Raw genomic sequence first — 20,152 nt, 5'->3', positions numbered from 1 at the left:
GGGGCGATCGTCCGCGAAGCAGTCGATCGCCCTTCAGGCAACTATCCCTGCGGACAGCAGCTATTGCGCCGCGTTTTTCAGGACGAAGCGCTGGATCTTGCCCGTTGCCGTCTTCGGCAACGCCTCGATGAACTTGATCGAGCGCGGGTACTTGTAGGGCGCGATCACCTGCTTGACATAGTCCTGCAGTGCCTTGGTCGTAGCGGCGTCTGCCGGCACGTCCTTGGCCAGCACGACATGTGCCTGCACGATCTGGCCGCGCTCCTCATCGGGCGCGCCGATGACAGCGCATTCCGAAACAAAGGCGTGGCTCAAGAGCGCCGCTTCCACCTCCGGCCCGGCAATGTTGTAGCCGGCCGAGATGATCATGTCGTCGGAGCGGGCGGCAAAATGGAAATAGCCGTCCTCATCCTGGTAGAAAGCGTCGCCCGTCAGGTTCCAGCCGTCGCGGACATAGGCCTTCTGCCGCTTGTCGGCGAGATAGCGGCAGCCGGTCGGACCGCGCACCGCCAGCCGGCCCACCTCACCGCGCGGCTTCTCTTTCATATCCTCGTCGACGATCCTGGCCTCATAGCCGCCCACCGGCTTGCCGGTAGAGCCCGGTGCGGAATCGCCCAGACGGTTGGTGATGAAGATGTGCAGCATCTCGGTGGCGCCGATACCGTCCAGCATCGGCTTGCCGGTCTTTTCCATCCAGGCATTGTAGACCGGCGCGGGCAGTGTCTCGCCGGCCGAGACGGCAACACGCAGCGAGCTGAGATCGGCCCCATTGTCCATCGCCGCCAGCATGACGCGATAGGCAGTCGGCGCCGTGAAGCTGATGGTCGCCTTATAGGTTTCGATGATCTCGATCATCTTCGGCGGGGTCGCCTGCTCAAGCAGCGTCGCTGCCGCGCCGAATCGCAGCGGGAAGATGGCGAGGCCGCCGAGGCCGAAGGTGAATGCGAGCGGCGGTGAGCCAACGAAAATGTCCTCCGGCGTGACCGAAAGCACTTCCTTGCCATAGGCATCGGCGATGATGAGCAGGTCGCGATGGAAATGCATCGTCGCCTTGGGCTCACCCGTGGTGCCGGAGGTGAAGCCTAGCAGCGCGACATCGTCGCGGCTGGTGGGCACCGCGTTGAACTTCACCGGCTTGTCGAGCGCGATGCGGTCGAGCTCGGCATCGTGGTTGGCGGTGCCGTCGAAGCCGATCACCTTCTTGAGGAATTTCGAGGTCTTGGCGCAGGCAACGAGCTCGTCGAGGATGCGCGTGTCGCAGAGCGCGAACTCGATTTCAGCCTTGTCGACGATCTTGCCCAACTCACCGGCGCGCAGCATCGGCATGGTATTGACCACCACGGCACCCGCCTTGGTGGCCGCCAGCCAGCAGGCGACCATGGCCGGATTGTTGGCCGAGCGGATCAGCACCCGGTTGCCGGGCTTGACGCCATAGTTCTCGACCAGCGCATGCGCGATGCGGTTCGACCAGTCGGTCAGTTCCTTGTAGGTACGGCGGCGGCCATTGCCGATCAGCGCGATGTTGTCGCCAAAGCCCTTGGCGACCATAGCGTCGGTGAATTCGACGCCGACGTTGAGGGTTTCGGGATAATCGAAGCCGTCGAGCAGCAGGTCGGGCCACTCCTCCATCGGCGGCAGGTTGTCACGTGTAAAGGTGTCGGTATGCGCCGATGGTCCCAGCATTTTGTTATCCTCCCGCCAGTGTCTGCCTGGCTATTATGACTTTCTGTACGTCGGACGCGCCCTCGTAGATACGCAGCGCCCGGATCTCCCGATAGAGGCTTTCGACGACGCTCCCCTTGCGCACGCCGTCGCCGCCATGGATTTGGACCGCCTTGTCGATCACGCTCTGGGCGCGGTCGGTGGCATAGAGCTTTGCCATGGCAGCTTCGCGGCTGACGCGCGGTGCGCCGGAGTCCTTCAGCCAGGCGGCGCGATAAACCAGAAGCGCCGATGCATCGATGTCGAGCGCCATGTCGGCAATGTGTCCCTGCACCATCTGCAGGTCCGACAGCGGCGCGCCAAACAGCTCTCGCGACGTCGAGCGGGCAACGGCCTCGTCCAGTGCGCGGCGGGCAAAGCCGAGCGCGGCGGCGGCGACCGTCGAGCGGAACACGTCGAGCACCGACATGGCGATCTTGAAACCTTCGCCCGGCTTGCCGAGCATGGCCGACTTCGGCACACGGCAGTTCTGGAACGACAGCCTTGCCAGCGGATGCGGGGCGATCACCTCCAGCCGCTCGGCGATCGACAGGCCGGGCGTTTCGGCCGGCACGATGAAGGCCGAAATGCCCTTGGCGCCGGGCGCTTCGCCTGTGCGGGCAAAGACGGTGTACATGTCGGCAATGCCGCCGTTGGAAATCCAGGTCTTCTCGCCGTCGAGCACGTAGAAGTCGCCATCCTCGCGTGCAGCAAGGTCGAGATTGGCGACGTCCGAGCCGGATTTCGGCTCGCTCAGCGCGAAGGCCGAAAGGGCGGCGCCCGCCCGCGTGCGGCTCAGCCACTCGCGCTTCTGGTCCACCCGGCCAAACAGCGAGATTGCGCCGGTGCCGAGGCCCTGCATGGCAAAGGAAAAGTCGGCAAGGCCGTCATGGCGCGCCAGTGTCTCGCGGATGATGCAGAGGCTGCGAACGTCGAGCCTGCTGACCGCCACGTCTGGATCGACGGCCGAATGGGTCAGCCAGCCGCCCTCGCCCAACTTGGCCACGAGCTCGCGGCATGCGGCGTCCACGTCGCTGTGGTCGATATCGGCCAGATTGGCGGCGGCCCAGCGGTCGAGCGCATCGGCGAGCATACGGTGGCGCTCCTCGAAGAAGGGCCAGTTCAGGAAGCTGCGGTCTGCCATGTCAGTCGCCCTTGAAAGCCGGCTTTTCGCGCGCGACGAAGGCGTCGTAGGCGCGCTTGAAATCCTGCGTCTGCATGCAGATGGCCTGCGCCTGCGCTTCGGCCTCGATGGCCTGGTCGATGGACATCGACCATTCCTGATTGAGCATGGTCTTGGTCATCATGTGACCGAAGTTCGGGCCGTCGGCGAGACGGCGGGCCAGTGCGATCGCCTCGGCATCCAGCGACGCGGCATCGACCAAGCGGTTGTAGAAGCCCCAGCGTTCGCCTTCATCCGCGCTCATCGTGCGGCCGGTGTAGAGTAGCTCGGAGGCCCTGCCCTGGCCGATGATGCGGGGCAGGATCGCGCAAGCGCCCATGTCACAGCCGGCAAGGCCGACGCGGGTGAACAGGAACGCGGTCTTGGCCTCGGGCGTGGCGATGCGGATGTCGGAGGCCATGGCGACGATGGCGCCGGCGCCGACGCAGACGCCGTCGACCGCCGCGATCACCGGCTTGCCGCAGTTGATCATGGCTTTCACCAGATCGCCTGTCATGCGGGTGAAGCGCAGCAGGCCCTTCATGTCCAGGTCGAGCAGCGGGCCGATGATGTCGTGCACATCGCCGCCCGAGCAGAAATTGCCACCATTGGAGCCGAACACCACGGCCTTGATGTCATCGGCATAGACGAGCGCGCGGAAAACGTCGCGCAGCTCGGCATAGCTGTCGAAGGTCAGCGGGTTCTTGCGCTCGGGCCGGTCGAGCGTGACGACGGCGATGCCGTCCTCCACACGCCAGCGGAAATGCTTTGCGACGTAACCCGCCATATCAGTCATGATCACTTACCTCAGCAGTGTGTTTGTGCGAGCGGCCGACGACATCGAGAATGCCGATCACCTGCTCGCATTCTTCGGGCGTGAGATCGGCCAGGACCTCATTGACCCAGCGGGCATGCGCTTCCGCCATTTTCGAGAATTCGTCGTGCCCCTTTTTTGTAAGACGCACTAGGGTGGCGCGCTTGTCGCCCTCCACCGGCACCCGCAGCACCATGCCGTCGGTCACCAGCCGCTCGATGATGCCGGTGACATTGCCGTTGGACACGCGCAGCGCTGCCGAAAGCTCGCTCATCTTGAGCCCGTCCTGGAAGCGGTAGAGCGCCGCCATCACGTCGAAGCGCGGCAACGTGGTGTCGAATTCGGCGCGAAGGTTTTCGCGCACGACGGATTCAACGATCTTGGTGACCTTCAGCAGCCGCAGCCAGACCCGCACACGCTGGCGGTCGGAATGCGGAAGCTGGTCAGGCTGTGCAACGCTCATACTTCTCCCCCCGAAACAGACAGTGCCTGTCCGGTCATCGAAGCCGAATGCGGCCCGCAGAGATACATCACCGCCTGCGCCACCTCCTCCGGCAGCACGAAGCGGCCCTGAGGATTGGTCTTGGTCAGTGCGGCCTCGGCGTCCTGCCGGCTCTTGCCGGTCTTCTGCATGATGTTTTCGATAGAGCGCTCGAGCATGGGCGTCAGCGTGAATCCGGGACAGACGGCGTTCACCGTAATGCTTGTCCCAGCCAGTTCAAGCGCCAGCGAGCGCGTCAACCCGATCACGCCATGCTTGGCGGCCGCGTAAGCCGAGACATAGGCATAGCCCTTGAGGCCCGCGGTGGAAGCCACCGCCACCAGCCGGCCCTCGCCGCGCTTCATCATGCCGCTTGCCAGCGCCTGCTGGAAGGTGAGGAAGACGCTGGTGAGGTTGACGTCCATCATCCGCTGCCAGAGGTCGAGCCCGGTGCGATGATAGGGAGCGCTTTCGGCAGCGCCCGCATTGGCGATGACGATATCCAGATCGCCGACTTCAGCGGCGATCTTCTCGAACAGCGTTTTCAGCGAGGCTTCGTCGGTCACATCGGCGGTCATGCCGATGATATTTTTCGCGCCTTGCGCCACTTCCTGCAGGGCTTCCATGCGCCTGCCGGAAACGACGACCGTCGCGCCGGCATCGGCCAGCGCGCGGGCGATTGCAGCGCCCATGCCCGAGCCGCCGCCGGTAACCAGTGCGCGCTTTCCGGCAATGTCGCTCATACCGCGCGATCCTGTGCGGCCATTTCGGCGGCACGTTCGGCGAGGCGGCGCAGCTGGTCGCCGCCGGGCCGATATGGGTCAGGCCATGCCTCGGCGGTGTCACCCAGCGTCGCAGCTGCTCGCAGCGTCCAGTAGGGATCGGTCAGGTGCGGACGCGCGAGGCAGACGAGGTCGGCGCGGCCGGCGAGCAGGATCGAGTTGACGTGGTCCGGCTCGTAGATGTTGCCGACGGCCATGGTCGCCATGCCGGTCTCGTTGCGGATGCGGTCGGAGAACGGCGTTTGGAACATGCGGCCATAGACAGGGCGCGCGGCCTTGGTGGTCTGGCCGGCCGAGACGTCGCAGATATCGACGCCGGCTTCCTGGAAGATGCGCGCGATCTCGACTGCTTCCTGCGGCGTCACGCCTTCCGGACCCACCCAGTCATTGGCCGAGATACGAACCGAGATCGGCTTGCCTTCCGGCCAGACTGCGCGGATGGCATGGAAGATCTCCAGCGGATAGCGCATGCGGTTTTCCAGCGAGCCGCCATATTCGTCGGTGCGGTTGTTGGTGACCGGGGTGATGAAGGACGACAGCAGATAGCCGTGCGCGGCGTGGATTTCGAGCATGTCGAAGCCGCAGCGGTCCGCCATCTGTGCGGCGGACACGAACTGGTCGCGCACCAGATCCATGTCGGCGCGGGTCATCGCCTTCGGCGTCTGGTTCTCTGCCGACCACGGCAGGTCGGAAACCGAAAGCAGCGGCCAGTTGCCGTCCTTCAGCGGCTTATCGGTGCCTTCCCAGCCCACGCAGGTCGAAGCCTTGCGGCCGGCATGCCCGATTTGCGCGCAGATCTTGGCTTCCGTTTCTGTATGGACAAAGTCGACGATGCGCTTCCAGGCCACTTCATGCTCGGGCGTATAGAAACCGGGGCAGCCAGGTGTGATGCGGCCTTCGGCACTCACGCAGGTCATCTCGATATAGAGAAGCCCCGCCCCGCCCTTGGCGCGCTCGCCATAGTGGACGAGGTGCCAGTCGGTCGGCGTGCCGTCGACGGCCTTGTACTGCGCCATCGGCGAAACGACGATGCGGTTCTTCAGTTCCATGCCGCGCAGCCTGAACGGCGCGAACATCGGCGCACGGTGCGTTCCCTGCGGCGCGCCTGCATTTTCCTGGAACCAGCCTTCGGCGCCCTCCAGCCAAGCCTTGTCGCGCAGGCGCAGGTTTTCGTGGCTGATGCGCTGCGAACGGGTCAGCAGCGAATAGTTGAACTGCACCGGGTCGAGATGGAAATAGCGCTCGACCTCCTCGAACCACTCCAGCGAGTTGCGCGCGGCCGATTGCAGGCGCAGCACCTGCACGCGGCGCTCGTCCTCGTAGCGGGCGAAGGCGGTATCGAGCGACTTTTCGGTGTGGACATATTCGGCAAGCGCGACAGCGCTCTCAAGCGCCAGCTTGGTGCCCGAACCGATCGAGAAATGCGCAGTCGCCGCCGCGTCGCCCAGAAGTGCTACGTTCTTGTAGGACCAGCGCTTGCACAGCACGCGCGGAAAATTCAGCCAGGCCGAGCCGCGAATGTGGTTGGCATTGGTCATCAGCGCGTGGCCGCCGAGATGCTTGGCGAAGATGCGCTGGCAGACCTCGATGCTCTCCTGCTGGCTCATCTCACCGAAGCCGAATTTTTCCCAGGTCTCGGTGCTGCACTCGACGATGAAGGTCGCCGTGTCATTGTCGAACTGGTAGGCGTGCGCCCAGACCCAGCCGTGCTCGGTCTCTTCGAAGATGAAGGTGAAGGCGTCGTCGAATTTCTGATGCGTGCCGAGCCAGACGAACTTGCAGGCGCGCACGTCGATATCCGGTTCGAACTTGTCGGCGAATTCGGTACGTGCCCGCGAATTCAGGCCGTCTGAGGCGACGACCAGATCGTACTGTTCGGCATAGTCGGCAACGCTCTCGACGTTGGTCTCGAAGCGAATTTCGATGCCAAGCTCTTTCGCACGCGCTTGCAGCAAGAGGAGAAGCTGCTTGCGGCCGATGCCGCAGAAGCCGTGACCGCTCGACACCGTCTTGGTGTCCTTGAAGTGGACGGCGATATCGTCCCAATAGGCGAAATGCGAGCGAATGGCCGCGGCGCTTACCGGGTCGTTGGCCGCAAGATTGGTCAGCGTTTCGTCGGAGAGCACGACACCCCAGCCGAACGTGTCGTCCGGCTTGTTGCGCTCGATCACGACGATCTCCGCCGACGGGTCGCGCAGCTTCATGCTGATTGCGAAGTACAGGCCGGCCGGCCCTCCTCCAAGACAGGCGATCTTCATCGGCGCAACTCCTTCTGATGGGAAAAAGATGGCACCGACCCGCGATAATTTCAAGCATGAAATTTCAAGCTTGAAATTAATTCCCCTGTCGTCAAATCTGCCGGGGCTTATGCATGTGCTGCGGCCGCGCTGGCCCTTGCGCAGTGACGCGGCGATGACCGATAAGGCGCAAAGCCATCGGCGATACCGAAACGGGAGGGGAACCATGTCGGGCAACAAGATCACGAACTGGGACGATGCCTATTCGAATTCGGCATATATTCCAGGCGGAGACGACTACCCGGCAAAGTGGCAGGCAGCCGCTGCAGCCTTTCGCGACGAGATGCGTGCGGCTGGACGTCTGCGTGAGGACATCGCCTACGGCTCGCATCCGCGCAACCGCTACGACCTTTTCCTGCCTAAGACCGAAGCCAAGGGTCTCGCGGTGTTCGTGCATGGCGGCTACTGGATGGCCTTCGACAAGTCGGCATGGTCACACCTGGCCGCCGGCCCGCTTGCGCATGGCTATGCCGTTGCAATGCCCTCCTATGTGCTGACGCCGGAAGCACGCATCTCCGACATCACCCGCCAGATCGGCGCGGCCATCAATGCCGCTGCCCGTGAAGTCGAAGGCCCGCTGCACATTGCAGGGCACTCGGCGGGCGGCCACCTGGTCAGCCGCATGAACACGGCAACCTCGCCGCTCGATCGCGACGTTGCCGCGCGCCTTCGCAAGACCGTGTCGATCTCCGGCCTGCATGACCTGCGCCCCCTGCTCAACACCAGCATGAACGAGACGCTGCGGTTGGACCTGGCAGAAGCGCGCGCCGAAAGCGCCGCACTGCTCGAACCGCTCGACGGCATGGACATCACCTGCTGGGTGGGCGCCAATGAGCGGCCCGAATTCCTGCGCCAGAATGGCCTGCTCGCAAACCTCTGGAGCAGCTTCAAGGTCGAGGTTTCGAGCGTGGAGGAAGCCGACCGGCACCATTTCGACGTGATCGAAGGTCTTGCCGACCCCGATCACAGGCTGGTGCGGACTTTGCTCGGCGTGTAAGACAGCGGGAACACGGCGCCGCTGCGATTGGCCGGCATGGATCTCGCTGCGGCCGACCGGATTATCGAGTCTAGACGAGATGTTGGATCGAAAGCCTCAAGCGGCGGTCGAATCTCGTGTCAGGAGAGCACAATGAAAACCGTATTCGTCCAACTGCAATGCGTGCCCGGCCAGACCTATGCCGTCGCCGACCAGCTCTATGAGCGGGAGGTTGCATCCGAACTCTATTCGACCAGCGGCGACTACGACCTCCTGATGAAGATCTACATCGACGACGACGTCGACATAGGCAAGTTCATCAACGAGAACGTGGCCAATGTGCCGGGCATCGTGCGCTCGCTGACCACGCTGACCTTCAAGGCGTTCTGAGAATCGCGAGAAAATCGTTGCGGCCTAGATTCAAGGCCGCAATCCAATTCCCTGTTTTCAATCGGCTTTGCGGTCGGCACGGCGTGCCGCGACATAGCGCATGGCCATCACGCGGCGGCGCATGATCTCGGTGCGCATCGCCATAAGATGCAGCGCGAAGAACAGGAAGGTGAAGCCGGCGGCCATCACCAACAGCGGCCACAGCATGCTCGGGTCGATGGTCGGCCCACCCATGCGGAACACCGAGGCCGGCTGGTGCAGCGTGTTCCACCAATTGACCGAGAATTTTATGATCGGGATGTTGATGAAGCCGACCAGCGTGATGACGGCTGCAGCACGGGCCGAGCGTGCCGGGTCATCGAGCGCGCGCGTCAGCGCGATGATGCCGAGATACATCAGGAACAGCACGAAGACCGACGTCAACCGCGCGTCCCACACCCACCAGGTGCCCCACATCGGCTTGCCCCAGATGGAACCGGTGACCAGCGCCAGCGCGGTAAAGGTGGCGCCGATGGGCGCCGCAGCCTTCAGCGAAACATCGGCCAGCGGATGACGCCAGACCAGCGTGCCGAGCGAAGATAGCGCCATCAGCGAATAGCACATCATGGAAATCCAGGCGAAAGGCACGTGGATGTACATGATGCGGACGGTGCTGCCCTGCTGGTAATCCTCGGGCGCTGCGAAGGACATATAGAGACCGGCGGCGAGCAGAAGCAGCGAAATCCCGGCCAGCCACGGCAGCAGCCGGTCGGCCAGCGCAATGAAGCGTGTGGGGTTAGCCAGATCGATCCAGCGGCCGGGCCGCGCGCTTGTTTCACTCATAGCGGGCTATCTACCCTGAGCGGCGCGCCACTGCAACGTGGGAGGTCGCCGCAGGCGGCCTCCCGTTCGTCGTCAGGCAGCTTCAGGCTGCGCCGACACGTGGCTGAGGCTGCGCACATCCTCGTCGGTCAGCAGGCCGCCGGCGCGCAGCAGCGAGGCGAAGCGGCCATTGGTTGCCGACAGTTCGGCAAAGCCGCCCATCTCGACGATGCGGCCGTGATCCATGAAGATAACCAGGTCGGCGTCGCGGACGGTGGTCAGGCGATGGGCGATGATGAAGGTGGTGCGATCCCGGCGAACCGCGTCGATCGCGTCCTTCACCCGCGTTTCGGTCTCGACGTCGAGCGCGCTCGTCGCTTCGTCGAGCACAAGGATCGGAGCGTCCTTCAAGATGGCGCGGGCGATGGCGATGCGCTGGCGCTCGCCGCCAGAGAGCTGTCCGCCGCGCTCGCCGACCTTGGTGTCGTAGCCTTCGCTCTTGTTGAGGATGAAGTCCTGGGCGGCTGCCGCCTGGGCAGCGGCGTGCACCTCGGCATAGCTGGCATTCTCGCGGCCGATGCGGATGTTGTCCTCGATCGAGCGATTGAACAGACCGGCATCCTGGAACACGGTGGCGATCGACTGGCGCAGCGACTTCTTGGTGACGGTGCGCGTATCGACGCCGTCGATGAGTATGCGGCCACCCTGCGGCGTGTAGACGCCCTGAAGCAGGTTGATGATCGTGGTCTTGCCCGCACCTGTCGGGCCGACGATGGCCACGGTCTGGCCGGCGGGAATCTCGAAGGAGGCTTCGTGCACGCCCTGGCCGGAATTCGAGAACTCGAAGCCGACATTCTCGAAGCGGACATGGCCGGTGACGTTCTCCAACTCGCGCAGGCCCGCCGGCTCCTGGCGGACGGCGACCGAGTCCTCGAGCTTGTAGAAGGCCTCGAGCTTGGCACGCGAATCGAAGATCTGGTTGGCGAAGTTCGAAATCTGGTCGAGTCGGCTGATCAGCAATGAGGCGAAGCCGGTGAAGGCGACGACATCACCGATGCGCAGTTCGCCGCGCGACACCAGCAAGGCGCCGATCATCAGCACGATCATCATGGAGACGGTCGACGACAGGCGATGCAGCGCACTGGCAAGCGCCCACCAGTCGAGCACCGGATACTGGGCGCTGATCAGGTCGCGCACATGGCTGCGCAGCTTCTGCGTCTCATAACCGATGCGGTTGTAGCTCTGCAGCACCGAGACGTTGTTGACCGAATCGGTGACGTGGGAAAACACCTCCTGGTAGTGGCATTCCACCTTGGCCTGACCGTCCTTGGTCTTGTGCATGACGATGCGGCTGACGACGAGGTAGAACACGCCCAGCGCCAGAAGCACCAGCGACATGCGCCCATCGAGCGAGATCGCGGTCGGGACCAGCAGCACCAGGGCAACGGCCGTGGTCAGGTGCTGCCGCATGAATTCCAGCCAGAGCGTGAACAGGGCCTCGACCGCGCGCAGCAGGGTGTGCAGCGCGTTGGAGGTGCCGCGCTCCTGATGCCACGACAGCGGCATGGTGATGACCTGCTCGAAGGATTCGCACAGCACCGCCGCGCGGCGGGCATGCGCCAAGCGGTCGGCGCCGCGGGCGACGAGGACAAAAGCGACGATGTTGAAGGCGCCGAGTCCGGCCCACAGGGCCAGCGTCGGCAGAAGTTCAGTTTTCTCGGAGATGGAGTCGATGACGCGACCGAACAAAACCGGTTCTGCGATGGCAACCATCGCCAAAACGATGTTAGCCGAACAGATCAAGAAGACGCGTTTCTTTTCGGCGGCTAGATACCGTAGCGCTCGAAAGTACACCTGCAGCAATGACACGAAACTCACCTCGTGAGAACTTAGGCCGTGCAGCACGTCATAGCCGAAATAAGCATTGCCTGCCGCACCGCAAGACAATGCTCACATACAGACTTGGTTCCGGTTTTTCGAAACAACATCGAGAAACGCCCCGTAATCTGCCGTGATCGCGTAACGGGTTGAGATATAAAGAAAAATGGCACCCTTACGGCAAAATAATGGCGGCCGGAGCGCCCGGCCGCCAGTCTTGAAAATATTCTTGGAAGCTACCCCGGAATCCGGACCGTCACCTCGACCTCGCCCTTGGTTTTGAGCTCGAAACAGGGGCTCGTCGAACGCTTGCCATCGACCTCCAGGCTGACCTTCTTCGCCCCCTTCTCGCGCACGACATCGATGCGGTAGATCGCGCCGTCGAGCTTGAGCGTGGCCTTGTAGCCCGGCCAGGACGCCGGCAGGACAGGGTCAACGAACAGCTGCTGTCCCTCACGGCGGATGCCGAGAATGGCCTCCACGCCTGCGCGATACAGCCAGCCGGCCGAGCCCGTGTACCAGGTCCAGCCGCCACGGCCGGCCTTGTCGCCCTCGGAATAGATATCCGCGACAACGACATAGGGCTCGACGCGATAGTGCTCGGCCGCCTCTTCGTCGAGCGAATGATTGACCGGGTTGAGCATGCTGAAGCAACGGTAGGCGTCATCGGCCCGCCGCATTTCCGCCAGGGCAATGACAAACCAGGTGGAGGCATGGGTGTACTGTCCGCCATTTTCACGAACGCCTGGCGGGTAACTTTTTATGTAGCCGGGATCTTCAGTTGTGTTCGCGAAAGGCGGTGTGAACAGCTTGATGATCCGCAGATCCTGGTCGACCAGCATGTCGATCGCCGAATCCATCGCCGTCTTCGAACGCGCCGGATCTCCGTCGCCGGACAGCACGCTCCACGACTGCGCGATCGAGTCGATGTTGCACTCGTCGGAATCACGCGAGCCGAGCAACGCCCCGTCGTCATAGGAGCCGCGGCGATACCATGAGCCGTCCCAGGCCGCGTTCTCGAGCGCCTGCTTGAGCTTGCGGGCATGCTTGTCCCACTTGTCGGCGCGCTTGACCTCGCCGCGCGTGCGAGCCAGCTGCCCGAAGTCGCCAAGCGTCTTCAGGAGGAACCAGCCGAGCCAGACGCTCTCGCCGCGCCCGTTTTCGCCGACCCGGTTCATGCCGTCGTTCCAGTCGCCGCCAAGCATCAGCGGCAGGCCGGTGGCGCCGGTGCGGGCAATGGCGAGGTCCAGCGCGCGCACGCAGTGCTCGTACAATGTGACGGATTTCTTCGATATTTCAGGTACGTAGAAGGCGTCGTGCTCGCCCTCCTTGAGCTCCTCGCCGTCGATGAAGGGGATCATCTCATCAAGGATCGAGGTATCGCCGGTCACCTTCACGTAATACGCCGTACCGAAGGCCAGCCAGACGACATCGTCCGAGATGGTGGTGCGCACGCCGGCCCCGGTGCGCGGCAGCCACCAGTGCTGGACGTCGCCCTCGGGGAACTGCCGATGCGCGGCATTGACGATCTGATCACGCGCCAGCTTCGGATCGTGCATCAGCAGCGCAAGCGTGTCCTGCAACTGGTCGCGGAAGCCGAATGCGCCGCTCGCCTGGTAGAAGGCCGAGCGTGCCCGGATGCGGCAGGCAAGGGCCTGATATGGCAGCCAGTTGTTGACCAAAGCGTCGAACGACGCGTCCGGCGTCTCCACCTGCAGCGTGTCGAGGAAGCCCCGCCAGTTGCGCTCGTTTTCGGTGAGGCGCTCGTCAAAGTCGCGCTTGCGGTGGCTAACCACGAGCTCGCTTGCCTCCTCCTGCGATCCGGCGTCGCCGAGCAGGAAGAGCATGGTCGCTTCGCCGCCCGCCGGCACCTCGATGTCGCGCGCGATCGCCGCGCAGGGATCCAGGCCGGCTTCGATCTTGCCCGACAGGTCAAAGCCGCGCAGTACCACATGCGGATATTCGGCCGTCCCGCCCCTACCGATGAACTCGTTGCGATCGGCGGTCACCGATTGCGCGTCACCGTCGCTCGCCAGGAAGGCAACACGGTCACCATAGTCGAGGCTGTAGGCGTTTCTGGCCAGCAGCGCTCCGGTCAGGAGGTCCCGCGACGGCACGATGGTTGGAGCGGATTTGGAGCGGTTGTTGCCCAACACCCATTCGGCATAGGCGTAGATGCGCAGCCGCGCCGGCATGGAGCCCGAATTGCGGATACGCAGCCGCGAGAGCTTCACCGAATCGACGGGGTCGACCAGCTGTGTGATCTCCGTCGACAGCTTGCCCTTAGTTGCCGTGAAGGTGCTGACACCCTGGCCGTGGCGGGCCTCGTAGGTGATCGCAGGATCGCGCAGCACCGCCGCAAACGGCGAGAACGCCTGTCCCTCGGCATGATCGTAGATGTAGATCGCCTCGCCCGGCCGGTTCGTGACCGGATCGTTGGTCCACGGCGTCAGCTGGAAGTCGCGGCTGTTGCGGCTCCAGGTGAACGACGCGCCCTCGGCCGAGGTGTGGAAGCCGAAGCCCGAATTGGCGACGACGTTGATCCAGGGATGTGGCGTCGTGCGATAGCCGGTCAGGCGCACGACATAGTCGCGGCCGTTGCGGTCGAAACCGCCGAAGCCGTTCCAATTGTCGAGACCATCGCCGCTTGCCGGGCGGATGGATGCAGCGCTTGCAGTCGGATAGGCCGGAGTGCTTGCGCCCACCGCGTCCAACATTTCGCCCGCACTCAGCGTCTCCGACGCGATCAGTGCATCGCGTGCCTGCAGGGCGCTGGCTTCGGCGCGTTCGATCTGGTCGAAGATGGTGCCGTTGCGCGTGTGCAGCGCAACCCGTGCCGCGGCCAGAAGAGTCTTGTAGGACGTCTCGTCCATCAGGTCGCGACGAACGGCGAAGATGTGCTGGCGCGGTCCTAGTTCCTTGCCGCGCAGGCGGCTGTTTTCCGCCAACGACTCGATCGCCTGCTGAAGGTCCTGTACGTAGGACGAAGCCTGCTCGTTGACGATGACGAGGTCGGTCAGCAGCCCCCTCGCCCGCATATATTCCTGGAAGCGCAGCGCCTGGGCGACGATCTCCAGATCGGCAACGTCGCTGATCCTGACGGCGAAGATCGGAAAGTCGCCCGAGATCGCCATCGGCCACAGGGCCGACTGTTTCCCGAGACCGGTAGCGACCGTCTCGGCCGGCACGCGCAGATACTGATCCGGATAGAGCAGATAGCGCGCCAGCTTCTGGACGTTGGCCGCATCCGCAAGGCTGAGCCCGAAGTGACGGGTCTGCACCTGCGAACGGGTCCAGGCCAGCATCGCCTGGCGCGGGTAGCTTTCGGGATGGTCGAGCCGCGACATGGCCTCCTGGACCTCTTCGCGGTTGGCACCCACGACCGTCCAGAAGGTGAGCGTCACCTTCTTGTTGGCCGGCACGCGCACGCGGCAGCGCAGCGCAACGATCGGATCGAGCACGAAGCCCGCATTGCCGCCCAGCCGCGCGCCCGGATCGAAGGCGGCGGGATTGGCGATGGTGCGCCCGCGGCCAAGGAAGGCGCGACGGTCGGTTTCGGCTTCCGTGTCACGCGAAATTCCCGAGGCATCGGTCATGAAATGGGCCATGACGACGTCCGGCTCGCTCGCGGAGCGCTTGCGCCGTGTGGCGAAAATCGCGCTGTTGCTGCTGGCAATCTCCGTCTCGACGAACATCTTCGAGAACGCCGGATGGGCGGCATCGGCCATTTCCGGAGCCAGAACCAGTTCGGCGTAGGACGTTATCTCGATATGCCGGTCGGCGATGCCGTCATTGGCAATCGTGATGCGCCGCGCCTCGCCATTTCCTTCCGAAACCACGATGCACTCGACCTCTGAACGCAGCGTGCCGACGGTCTTGACGAAGCTTGCCTTGTCGTCGCCGAACAGCGTCTGGGCGTGTTCGGAGACCGCGCGCTTGGGTTCTGTGGTGGCGGACCACCAGTCGCCGGTCTCGCTATCGCGCAGGAACAGGTAGCTGCCGTAGCGATCCTCGGTGGGGTCGGACTGCCATCTGGTGACGGAGAGATCGTTCCAGCGGCTGTAGCCGGAGCCGGCGGCCGTGACCATCACCGAGTAACGGCCGTTCGACAGCAAGTTGGTCGCACGCAGCGCGCGCGCCGGCTGCACGATCAGGCGGGTGTCGGGGCTCTCTTCAACCACCTCCAGCTTACCTCGCTCGTCGGCCTCGGTGCGGACCGTGGCGACCGGGATGTCGCGGGGCGCCTTCTCCTGCAACAGAAGCTCGGCAGCCTCGATAACCGGATCGCTGTGGAAGCGGTCGCGCATGCGGCCTTCGAATATAGCATTAGCGACGGCCGCAATCGACATGCCTTGATGGTGGGCCATGTAATTGTAGACGACCGCATGGTTCGCGCCGTCCGGCACGCGCTGGGGCGTGAAATCCACGGCGTCATGGAAGCCATAGCGCCCGAGCGCGCCGATCCGGCGCAGGCGCGCCAGGTTCTGCACCGCCTCATGCGGCATGAACTGGGCGGCGAGCACGGTCGCATAGGGCGCGATGACGGTGTTCTGTGCCAGGCCGCGCTTCAGGCCCAACCCCGGCACGCCGAAATTGGTGTACTGGTAGGTCATCTCGCGGTCACGAGCATTGTAGGCCGCTTCCGAGATGCCCCACGGAATACCCTTCGAACGGCCATACTGGATCTGCCGGCGAATGATCAGCTGGCTGGTCTGGTTGAGCAGGCCGCCCTGCGGCTCCTTCATCACCAGCGGCGGCATCAGATACTCGAACATCGAGCCCGACCAGGACATCAGCGCGCCCTTGAAGCCGATCTCGACGATCGGACGGCCAAGGCGGAACCAATGCTCGGTAGAGATGTCACCCTTGGCGACCGCAAACAGGCTGGTCAGGCGGGCCTCAGAAGCCAGAAGGTCGTAGCAGCTCTCATCGAGCTGGTGTTCCTCGACGCGATAGCCGATGGAGAGCAGCTTGCGCTCGCGCCGCAGCAGGAACGAGAAATCCATCTCGAAGGCGAAGCGACGCGTCCTTTCCTGAAGGTTCTTCAGCTTCGCACGAAGCGCCTCGATCGACTTCTCGTCGCTGTGGGCGTCGTGGACATGCGCCTCGCAGGCCGCCTCGAGCTTGGCGGCCCATTCGGTCAGTACCTCGCTGCGCGAAGTTCCGACCTCGGTGTGGATCGCGCTCGCCAACTTGCGGATTTCGCCCGACAGCACCGCCAGATTGATGGTGCGGATCGACGCCATCTCGGGCTGTTCCTTGATGGTCTCGACAGCGCGGCTCATGCCGTCGATGCGGTCGCGCAGGCGCTGGCGCAGCGGCCTAAGCTGACGCCGGTCGTCGGGCAGATCATCGAGGCTCTCGCTGAGGATCTCCACCGCGTCGAGCAGGCCGTCGAAATCGCCCTGCAAGTGCACCGACGGCGCTTCGGCCCATTCGGCGCAAGCCGCCGCGACCGCGATCAGATGGCCGGCAAGGTTGCCGCTGTCGACCGCCGACACATAGAGCGGCGAAAGCGGGCGCAGATTGGTGGTCTCGTACCAGTTGTAGAGATGGCCGCGATAGCGCTGCATCCGCTCGATCGTGCCCATCGTCTGATCGATCCGATCGGCAGCCTCGGCCAGGCTGATCCAGCCGAAGTCGCGCGCGGAAACAATGGACAGAAGATAGACGCCGATATTGGTCGGCGAGGTGCGGTGGGCGAGCACCGGCTGCGGCGTCTCCTGGAAATTGTCCGGCGGCAGGTAATTCTCGGCCGGGGTGACGAACTTTTCGAAGAAGGCCCAAGTCCGCCGCGCGACGGTGCGAAGCCGCTGGACGTCATGGTGCGAAATGCGGAGCCGGTCCTCGGTTTCCGCAGAGCGGCTGATCAGCCAGGCAAAGGCGGGCGAGCCGGCCCAGAAAATCGCGAAGAAGAAGGCAACGAAGGCGCCGGTCGAGTCGGCCGCCACAGGAATGGCAAGGCCGGCGATGGCGATGATCACTGCCCCGCGCATCATGCGATAATAAGAGTAGAGGTCGTTGCCGCCGGTCTTGTGCGCCTGCGAGGCGGTGCGCCATTCGAGCAGGTTCTGCCGGCTCACGAACAGGCGATAGAGCGTGCGCACGATGGCGTCGCCCATCATCCAGGCCAGATGCGCCATCAGCACGATGCGCAGCGCCACCATCGCCGTACCGAAGGCTATGTCGCGGAACAAGGCGCTGAAATGGCCGCGCGGCGTGGCGTCGCGCGTCTTGGGCAGGATCGAGTCGACGATGTCGAAAGTGGGCGCCATGAACAGGACGAGGATCAGCAGCGCCTGCCACTGCGCGGCCTGCGTAAAGGGCAGCAGCGTCCAGCCGGCAATCGCGGCCATCACCCAGAAGATCGGCGTCAGCGAGCGGCGGAGATTATCGATCATCTTCCAGCGCGACAGTGCCGGCACGCCGGACTTCGGATCGAAGATGAAGCCCAGAAGCTGCCAGTCGCCGCGCGCCCAGCGATGATGGCGCGAAGCGTCGACCGAGTAGCGGGTCGGATAGTCTTCGACCACCTCGACATCGGTGACCAGCGCGGAGCCCGCCAGCGCACCTTCGAGAAGGTCGTGGCTGAGAACGGCGTTTTCGGGGAGACGCCCCTTCAGCGCCGCTTCCATGGCGTCGACGTGATAAAGGCCCTTACCGGTGAAGGTGCCTTCGCCATAGACGTCCTGGTAGAGATCCGACACGGCAAAGACATACGGGTCCAGCCCGCGATTGGACGAGAAGACGCGCTGGAAGAACGAGGCGTCGTCACCCGTGGTCAGCGAGGCCGTGACGCGCGGCTGCAGGATAGCGTAGCCGGCGGTTACCCGGTGATGCGCGGCATCGAACTCGGGACGGTTGAGCGGGTGGCACATCTTGCCGACCAGGCGCTTGACCGCATCGCGGGTCATCCTGGTATCGGCGTCGAGCGTCATCACATGGACGACGTTTTCCGGCAGCGGTGCATCCGGCGGCAGGAAGGTCGTGTCGGCATCGCCGCGCAGCAGCAGGTTCAGCTCATGCAGCTTGCCGCGCTTGCGCTCCCAGCCCATCCAGCACTTCTGCGATGGATTGTAGAGCCGGCGGCGGTGCAGGAGATGGAACAGCGGCGCGCCTTCGACCGGGTAGCGCCTGTTGAGCTTGGCGATTTCCTCGCGCGCATGGTTGAGGATTTCCATGTCGCCCGGGGTCTGCTCGGCCGAGCTGTCGGGCCAGTCCGACAGCAGAGCGTAGTAGATCTCGCCATGCATGTTGGCGAGGTGGTGCACCTCGAGCTGGCGGATGTTCTCCTCGACATCGTCGCGCGAGCCGATCAGGGACGGCACAACGACGAGCGTGCGTGCCTCGGCCGGCACGCCATCCTTGTAGTCATAGCCCACCAGCCGCGTCGGCTTGAGGAACAGCATGACGATGGTGTTGAAGAAGGCCATGGCGCCTTCGCTCGCAGGCACCGAAAACAGCACCAGCATCAGCGCGATCGCCGGACCCGTGAGGCCGATGCCAGCAAGGGCGTAACCGGTCAGCGCCAGCAGCAGCACCGTCAGCGCGAAGACCGGAACGGCAATGCCGAGCCAGCCGGTGCGCTTGAAGGCGCGTTTGAAAGCCAGCCTGAAGGCCGGGCGATAGCCGATGGTGCGCTCGAATTCGGGCCGCTTGGGACCGATGAGGTAGAAGCCGATGTCGTTGTATCGACCGCCCTGCCCGGCTTCCTCTTCCATCATCTCGATCGCCCGTTCGGCGACCTCGTATTCAGAACGCTTGGAGCGGCGGGCCAGATTTTCGATGGCCGTGCGGTACTGGTCGCGCGACTGGAAATCGAGCTCGGCGAAGTTGGTCCGCTGGCGCAGCAGCTCGTCGACGGGGCTGACGGACTCGAACCACAGGGTCCAGTCGACGTCGTTGAGCAGGCGCAGGCCGCGAATGATGTTGCCGGTGGTGACGTTACCGCTCGACAGCGTCTGATGTTCCGTACGGATGATCTCTTCGGAGTCCGAGCCAGACTTCTCGAGCTGGTTTTCCAACCACTGCAGCGCCTGGCCGGCATTTTGCGAACCGTCCCTCAGACGATAGAGCAACTGCGTCGCGAAGGTCGTGTCGCGCGCATGGTCCGCATAGTGTGTCAGGATCGTGCGGCGCGCCTCGCCGTCGCCGGCCGCCAGCACCCGGTCGGCCACATCGTTGGCGATCCGGCGCATTTCATGGGTGCGGTTCACGCGCAGGGCAAGCCGGCGCAGATTTTCGATCAGCACGAAGCGGAGCAGCGACGGCAGCGCCCACAATTCGCCGATGCGCAGCGGCTCGACGCTCTGATAGCCGTCGATCAGGGCCTTGAACATGTCGGCGGAGACGGTGCTGTCGGAATGGGCGACATAAACCCAGGCCAGCGCCAGCGTGCGCGGCACAACCACGCCGTTGGCCAACTGGATGGTGGGCAACTCGTTATAGAAGCGGCGCGGCAGGTCGCGCTTGACCTGATAGATCGTCTCTTCGACCAGGTAATTGTTGTCGAGCAACCACTGGGCGGCCGGCGTGATCGGCTCGCCGCGGGCCTGCGCGGTGTTGGTGGAGCGGTAGACTTCGAGGATCTTCTCGGCGTTCTCGCGAATGCGCGCCTGGAAATCGAAGGCCTCGAGCCCATAGAGCTGATCGACCTCCCTGCCCGCGAGGGCGGCACCTAATGCAGTCAGGCGATCTTCAGGCAAGAAGTTCGAGCGGATGGGCTGCTCGACGGACAGAGGGACACTGGCGGCTGTCTTTTCCAGCGAGGCGGGGTCAGTCTGCACATTCATGAATATCAAATCCGCTCAACAGCAATCGGGCCGTGCCATAGGCACAGCCATTGTACGGCCAGAACAGTTCGGATGGCG

The 20,152-nt window shown here is 63.9% G+C and carries 11 protein-coding genes; 2 read left to right on the top strand and 9 right to left on the bottom strand.

Translation table 11 applies throughout. From position 1 onward, the window contains the following. Positions 1-60 precede the first annotated feature (60 nt). From C7I85_RS19230 to C7I85_RS19205, 6 genes are read right to left on the bottom strand one after another with little or no spacing between them, the layout of a single operon-like run. Positions 61-1,683: an AMP-binding protein gene (locus C7I85_RS19230; RefSeq protein WP_106725635.1), complete on the bottom strand. Its 1,623-nt coding sequence runs from the start codon at positions 1,681-1,683 to the stop codon at positions 61-63. 4 nt (positions 1,684-1,687) lie between these two features. After that, complete coding sequence (locus C7I85_RS19225; RefSeq protein ID WP_106725634.1) at positions 1,688-2,845, bottom strand: acyl-CoA dehydrogenase family protein; 1,158 nt, start codon at positions 2,843-2,845, stop codon at positions 1,688-1,690. A 1-nt stretch (position 2,846) separates the two neighbouring features. After that, complete coding sequence (locus C7I85_RS19220) at positions 2,847-3,659, bottom strand: enoyl-CoA hydratase family protein (RefSeq protein WP_106725633.1); 813 nt, start codon at positions 3,657-3,659, stop codon at positions 2,847-2,849. After that, on the bottom strand, positions 3,652-4,140 hold the full coding sequence (locus C7I85_RS19215; protein WP_106725632.1) for a MarR family winged helix-turn-helix transcriptional regulator: 489 nt from the start codon (positions 4,138-4,140) through the stop codon (positions 3,652-3,654). Before C7I85_RS19215 ends, C7I85_RS19220 begins: the two co-directional genes overlap by 8 nt. Further along, positions 4,137-4,901 (bottom strand): SDR family NAD(P)-dependent oxidoreductase, encoded by a 765-nt coding sequence (locus C7I85_RS19210; RefSeq protein WP_106725631.1) that lies wholly within the window; start codon positions 4,899-4,901, stop codon positions 4,137-4,139. The genes C7I85_RS19215 and C7I85_RS19210 overlap by 4 nt, the downstream gene beginning before the upstream one ends. After that, entirely contained in the window at positions 4,898-7,198 is a 2,301-nt protein-coding gene (locus C7I85_RS19205; protein WP_106725630.1) for a bifunctional salicylyl-CoA 5-hydroxylase/oxidoreductase, read from the bottom strand. Before C7I85_RS19205 ends, C7I85_RS19210 begins: the two co-directional genes overlap by 4 nt. A 205-nt stretch (positions 7,199-7,403) precedes the next feature. Here C7I85_RS19205 and C7I85_RS19200 point away from each other — a divergent pair, with 205 nt between their 5' ends. Next, positions 7,404-8,234 (top strand): alpha/beta hydrolase, encoded by an 831-nt coding sequence (locus C7I85_RS19200; RefSeq protein WP_106725629.1) that lies wholly within the window; start codon positions 7,404-7,406, stop codon positions 8,232-8,234. A 132-nt stretch (positions 8,235-8,366) separates the two neighbouring features. Then, on the top strand, positions 8,367-8,603 hold the full coding sequence (locus C7I85_RS19195) for an Lrp/AsnC ligand binding domain-containing protein (RefSeq protein WP_106725628.1): 237 nt from the start codon (positions 8,367-8,369) through the stop codon (positions 8,601-8,603). 57 nt (positions 8,604-8,660) lie between these two features. Here C7I85_RS19195 and C7I85_RS19190 read toward each other — a convergent pair whose 3' ends face one another. The 3 genes from C7I85_RS19190 to C7I85_RS19180 form a co-directional block, all read right to left on the bottom strand. After that, positions 8,661-9,425, bottom strand: a complete 765-nt coding sequence (locus C7I85_RS19190) for a heme ABC transporter permease (protein ID WP_106725627.1) — start codon at positions 9,423-9,425, stop codon at positions 8,661-8,663. Between the two features lie 72 nt (positions 9,426-9,497). Further along, positions 9,498-11,273: a glucan ABC transporter ATP-binding protein/ permease gene (locus tag C7I85_RS19185; protein ID WP_106725733.1), complete on the bottom strand. Its 1,776-nt coding sequence runs from the start codon at positions 11,271-11,273 to the stop codon at positions 9,498-9,500. 245 nt (positions 11,274-11,518) lie between these two features. Beyond that, positions 11,519-20,074, bottom strand: a complete 8,556-nt coding sequence (locus tag C7I85_RS19180; protein WP_106725626.1) for a GH36-type glycosyl hydrolase domain-containing protein — start codon at positions 20,072-20,074, stop codon at positions 11,519-11,521. Positions 20,075-20,152 lie beyond the last annotated feature (78 nt).

The organism is Pseudaminobacter soli (ex Li et al. 2025) (assembly GCF_003012705.1).
GTDB lineage: Bacteria > Pseudomonadota > Alphaproteobacteria > Rhizobiales > Rhizobiaceae > Pseudaminobacter > Pseudaminobacter soli.
Note: the sequence above shows the minus strand (reverse complement) of the source record. Positions and strands in the feature narration are given on the sequence as shown.